General features: G+C 54.6%; 5 protein-coding genes. All 5 read right to left on the bottom strand.

Annotated features, from left to right (window positions below):
* Positions 1–61: 61 nt before the first annotated feature.
* The 5 genes from EP867_RS18610 to EP867_RS18630 all read right to left on the bottom strand — a co-directional run bounded on the left by EP867_RS18610 (position 62) and on the right by EP867_RS18630 (position 5,357).
* Positions 62–325, bottom strand: coding sequence for a hypothetical protein (locus EP867_RS18610; protein WP_128490950.1), 264 nt, complete (start codon positions 323–325; stop codon positions 62–64).
* The gene (locus tag EP867_RS18615) at positions 318–956 is read right to left on the bottom strand and encodes a hypothetical protein (protein WP_164888950.1); all 639 of its coding nucleotides are present in this window, start codon (positions 954–956) and stop codon (positions 318–320) included. The genes EP867_RS18610 and EP867_RS18615 overlap by 8 nt, the downstream gene beginning before the upstream one ends.
* A gap of 131 nt (positions 957–1,087) precedes the next feature.
* Positions 1,088–2,998: a primase-helicase family protein gene (locus EP867_RS18620; protein WP_128490952.1), complete on the bottom strand. Its 1,911-nt coding sequence runs from the start codon at positions 2,996–2,998 to the stop codon at positions 1,088–1,090.
* 4 nt (positions 2,999–3,002) lie between these two features.
* Positions 3,003–3,368 carry a helix-turn-helix domain-containing protein gene (locus tag EP867_RS18625; RefSeq protein WP_128490953.1) on the bottom strand — a complete coding sequence of 122 codons (366 nt, stop codon included), beginning with the start codon at positions 3,366–3,368 and terminating at the stop codon, positions 3,003–3,005.
* Positions 3,369–3,386: 18 nt separating this feature from the next.
* On the bottom strand, positions 3,387–5,357 hold the full coding sequence (locus EP867_RS18630; protein ID WP_128490954.1) for a hypothetical protein: 1,971 nt from the start codon (positions 5,355–5,357) through the stop codon (positions 3,387–3,389).
* Positions 5,358–5,555 lie beyond the last annotated feature (198 nt).

Here is a 5,555-nt window from a genome sequence, read left to right on the forward strand (position 1 = left end):
CCGTGTTGCCAACTGTGTCACCTCATGGTGAGCCTGCCAGACTAGAAAACTAGAAATCTAGTTAAGGCCCCTTCTTCTTTTTGAGGTCGGCCCACCCGTGCAGGAAAATTTCCTTGATCGTCATGTCGTGCCTCGCGCACCACTCCTTGAGTTGTTGGCGCTCGTGCTTGAGGATTTTGAAGGCGATTCCTGCCTCGACTTTAGGACGGTCATCATCGGTCAGACTAAATACTGCGGGAGGCTTTTCTTGCTCGCCCCTTGGCGCGGCGACGGCCTTCGGCAGATCGTTGAACGCATCTGCCATGCTCGGCTTCTTCTTAGACATTGACCTGCTCCATCACCCAGTTCCAGATCATAGCCACTTCGGCAGCGGCTTGCCCTTTCGGCTCGTATTCCGTCACGGTCTGATTGCTCATAACTGCGTCGGTATACGCGACACGGTTCCCCATGAAGTGCGGGCAGACGACACCTCCAAAGTGATCTGCTAGCTTCGCGGTGGCAGTCTGAGTGTCCCGAAGAGAGCGAGACCCGGCCTTTGCGCGAGTGATTACGATTGCAAAGGGCTTACCAGCCTCAACGATCAGCGGGATCGTCTTCGGCAGCTCTCGCAGATCGTCGATGGACGGCTGTGTCGGCACGACCACGTAGTCAGCCATCTCAATAGCCTTCCTGATTGCCCGTTGGTCATCGTGTTCCGGCGGTGTGTCAATAATCAACCACTCTACCCCACCCGATGCCCGCGCCTTGTCTGCCACCTTGTCTGCCGATCCAAGGTCCGCGATCAGGTGCATGGGTTTGTTGATTCCCGCCTCGATGCGCCCCTCGATCCAAGCGTTGGTGGTGCCCTGCGGGTCCAAGTCCAGCAATGCCGAGTTCGGCAGAATGATAGAGCCATGCCTAGAGAGTGTGGACTTTGCCGCACCGCCCTTCTGCATGACGACAGCAATAGTTTTCATAATGTCTCCCTTGGCTAACTGCATTTCTAGTTTTCTAGTTTTCTAGTTTTCTAGTTTTCTAGTTGTAACCTAACCTTGGTTTCTGTGTCATTAAAAAAAAGCCCCCATGTCGGGGGCTTTGATCGCTTTTCTTATTTGTCGAAGCTTCGCAGGTATTCGCCAGCCTTGCCATCCATGTCTAGGTCCTCGGCATCCAGCGCCACCCCCGTAACATCGGGCCACTCCATCTTTGTCGTGTTGAATGCCTCGGCAAAGTCCCTGCGAGCGTCGTCAAGTGCAGGAAGGAAGAAGGCCCTCTGCTTCTTCGATGGCAGCCAGTCGAAGTCCATAAGCTTTGCGAACGACACAATCCTCCCTTGCCCTTCAATCCCGCCAGCCGCCGACTTGCAGAGCTTGGCAACGATCCTGCGGATTTCGACCGAGGACGGCTTGTATGAACGGCGGTTATCGGAAGACCAATCTGCGAACGACCGATCCAGCAGAACCTTCGGCACTGGCTTGGACTGATACGTCTCCCACATGATCACAGGATTGTCCTTGATCGGGAAGTATCCGTTGCTCAAAACCTCATACCACCATTCTTGCAGTGGGGTGAAGTTCAGCATCTTCTGCTGTAGTCGGGCGTCGGTCTCGTAGGGCTTAGTGATGTCGATGTCCCGATACTCTTCGGAGTTCAGGTCAATACTCAAGAGATGGCCGAAGAACGCCTCGACCCCTCCGTCATCCATCTCTGCCTTCAGAGCGTCGAAGTATTCCTTAGGCATCACCTCTTCGCCTAGATCAAAGACAGTGTAGCGTCGGTCGCTCTCTTCCAGAGATGCAGCCATTTCAAAGTTGGTCGCGGTGAAAATGTCGAAGAGGGCTTCCTTAACAACAATGTCTTTGCCCTTTCGCTCGATGTTCACAGTGTCCTCGGTAATCAGCGTTTTGAGCTGGTTCGCGGCTTCACGGTTACGAGTAAAGAAAGCTTCATCAAGGAAGATGAACAAAGCTTCAGACATGCCAGTGTTGAAGCGCCCAGTAATCGTCTCAAGCTTATCGAAGTGCCTGAAGTATTCGCCGTAGATTTTGCCGAGGACGCCAGCAATAAAGATGCCCTTACCACCACCCTGCCTTGATCGGAATGACACGGCGGACCCAACCTTGCGGTCTGGGAATTGCAGCTTCGTTGCCATCAGCTTCTTGACATGACGGTAGCCGCCTTCATCGCCTGCACAGAGAACATTAAGCAAGTGGGCAAGGATGCGGGTGCATTTGCTGTCATCGTAGATCGGCTTGAGAGGCCACCCGAGGAACATGTTGAGCGTCTTGTCGTCAATGTCGGATGGCTGCCCGCCATACTTATATGGCTTGAACGCAATCGACTCGAATTGCGGGCGGAAGCGCTCTGACTTGTTCCAGACAGAGTAGGGGTTCTTCTTCTTCCAGATGACTTCTCGTGGAAGAGGTTCGCCAGTCTTCTTGTCGTACTTCTGCGGCCCGATTTCGGGCATCCAAACTTCTTTGTTGCTACTGCGCTGCTGTAGCAGGCTCGGGCTCTGAATGAAGTTGTAGACACGGAAGCGGCCCTTCCCGACAGTCCGATACTCGAACGACAGAACCCCGAGGTTGCCTTGATCTTTCACGAACATGTAGTTCCGGTAATGGGCATCGGACGACATAATGTAGTGTTCAATCGCGTCGCAGATGAACGGCACGTCAGACAGCTCTACCTGCCTCTTCGTGTCATACTTGTGGCCTGTCCAGATGTAATCACCATGCCTGCCGATGAATGCGTCATAATGAACGCTTTCGTAAATCGTCCCCTCGACTACAGCGGGCTTGATCGGCTGATCGTAAATGTGGCCGAACGCTGTCCAGGACTTCTCAGGGATCAGAGGAACAGGGATGTATTCATGGCCCTCAATGAAGGGCTTCAATCCTGGGGCGGGATGACGGGTTGTCAACTTTTTGTCTGTGGATGCTGAGGTGCAATCGTTTTCTTGTGCTTCGAGTTCTTCGAGGTTCGTCACCTCCATGCTTTTCTTCGCGGCGTAGTTCATTGGATCACCCCGCTACTTTGATTTCGTCGGCAGCGAAGGCTTCGAGATTGCCTGCCGCGATCTGTTCCACGCTGGTCGCGTCGATCCGATAACGCCCGCCCACTTTGTAACCAAGCTTTGGGTATTTCCGAATCCATGACCGAACGGTGTGACCTGTAACGTCCAGCCTCACCGCCACTTCATCAGGCGTCAGCCAGCTTCTTACTTCTGCTTCTTGCACTTCTAAAAACTCCTTGTGCTTCATTACATATAGCACGGAATGATTAAAATCTACGTAAATTACGTTTGTCACACAAGGCACATTTAATACGGTTTTAACCTTTCGCCTCGACGATGGCAGGAAGTCGCCACCCAAAGAAAAAGCCCCCATCTCTGGGGGCTTCTACGATCACCGAGGCTTGAAGCCCGTTGGCGGCTCCTCTGCTGGCGGCTCTCCCTTCGGAGGCGTCTTGCGTCGGGGGGTGTCCTCATTGGCGGTCGGGGTTGTCGCCTCTGGCTTCTTCTGCTCTGCGGGGGACTGTGACTTCGCTCGATCAGCGTTGTTGTCACTCACAGCGGTCAGGAACTCTTCCTGCTTCTTTGGAGTCAACTTCTCGAACTGAGCATCAGCGAACTCATTGAACCCGATAACTTCATTGTGCAGCTCAATGCCCTCGATGTTCTCCGCTCTCCATCCCATCAACTGCTGGATGCTGCCCTTCAAGAACGTCCGCAGAGCACGATATTTCTCAACGAGCTTGTCGTAGACGGTTCTCAGCTCGCTGTGCTTATCCTTCTCTGTCCCTAGCTCTTCCTTCACCCGATCTAGCTCTTCAGATACCCGACTGAACTCAGCCAGAGCATCAGCAAGCTTACGGGCAGCTTCAGCCTGCGTTTTCCTTGCTGCCTCGGTCTCTGCCTTCGCCGCAGCCGCAGCCGCATCGGAAGCCGCTTTGTCTGTTGATAGGGACTTGAGCATGTCGCCGAAGGTGATCTTCTCAGCCTCGCGGGCCGCCTGCTCCCCAGCCAGCTTGGTCTCGGCGACTTGCCGCGCCTTCTTCACCTCCGCAAGCTCCGCCTGCACGGCAGCCAGTGCTGCGGCGTGAGCGACTTGCTCAGCGGCCAGCTTGTCAGCAATGGCTTTTGCATCAGCTTGTGCTGCTTCGGTCGCGGCGACGGATGCCTCCAGCTCGCCCTCCAGCTCCGTTTCCCGATCTACCGATAGCTTCAGCTTGTCTTGAACGTCACCCAGCTTGCCATTTGCCTCGTGCAGCTTCGCAGCCAATGTAGCAAGCTGTTGTTGGACCTCTGCCAGTTGGTTCTCTGCCCTTGCTTGTGCAGCCTCGGCAGCTTCAGCCTTAGCCGTCGCTTCGGCGCGAGCCTTATCAGCCCTCTCAGCCTTTTCCAGTGCGTTGAAGGCTAGCTGCTCAGCCTCATCCCGTGCGGTCTTCGCGGCGGCAGCTTCTTCCTGTGCTTCGCGGATTTGCACCGTAGCTGCAAAAGCATTGGCGATGTCATCCTTGCGCTGGCGAGCCGCTTCAAGGGCTGCTTCAAGGTCGGCAACCTCTTTAGCTTGACGGTCGTGTAGGCGGCGCAACTTGTCTTCATCTGGTGTCATCTTCATGACGCGAGATGCCAGCGACCCCTCGGCTGGTGGAAGCACAATAGACTTCTTGTCCAGAGGCTCAGCCATGACGCTGACGGTATCCAGCGCCGACTTCTCAGCGGTGCGAGGATGCTCACGTGCGCCGATCTGGAAGGCAGTCAGACCCTCGGCTTCCAAGGCGTCATTTATGAGGCCCACAACGCTATTCAGAGGACTAGACTTGTCTTGAACGATTGCGTTTTGAACCAGCACTTGGCCGTCCTCTAGGCGCTTTAGCGGGGTCCGTGAGAGGATGACTTGTAGGTGGTATTCAGCCCTATCCATGTGCATGGGGGTCGCTATTAGCTGGCGGCGGGCATCGGGGTCTTGGGGAGATGTTGCCAGGGCACGAATAACGGCGCGACGAACCTGATCGCGCAGGTTCTCATCTTCTTTAAGCATAGCCGACTGATCCGGTGTAAACGCAATCAGTATGTGGTCATAGTCCACGGGACCGCCGCGCTCGGCGTCGTCTTTGCCAGCTTTGAAGTTGCCGAGGACTTCGCCCCTAGCCTTCATCTCTAGCAGACTGGTGCGTTCCCAACGCTCGACCTGACTGGCAACTGAGGGATGATCCAGCCCATTCGATCCCGGTGGAACATGGGGCAAGTCGATCTCGTCACCGTTAATCGGCTCTATATAGGTCAGACCATCCCCAAGGAATGAGTTCTGCCGCGCCACCTCCCGCGCCTTTCGCGCGGTCATGGTCTTATTCATGATAGTGAGTGTAGACATTCTTAGTGGACCTCCCTTGTTGTCCGTTGAGTTCAATATGAGTTTAGGTCTAGCTGGAGTCAATACTCAAACTCAAACCCAAGACCCAAGACTTAAAGCCTTTTTAACCTTTGGCCGCTACCTAGCCGACTAGAAAACTAGATTTCTAGTTTTCTAGTCTGGCAGGCTCACCATGAGGTGACACAGTTGGCAACACGG

It is taken from the genome of Falsigemmobacter intermedius (assembly GCF_004054105.1).
GTDB classification, from domain to species: domain Bacteria; phylum Pseudomonadota; class Alphaproteobacteria; order Rhodobacterales; family Rhodobacteraceae; genus Wagnerdoeblera; species Wagnerdoeblera intermedia.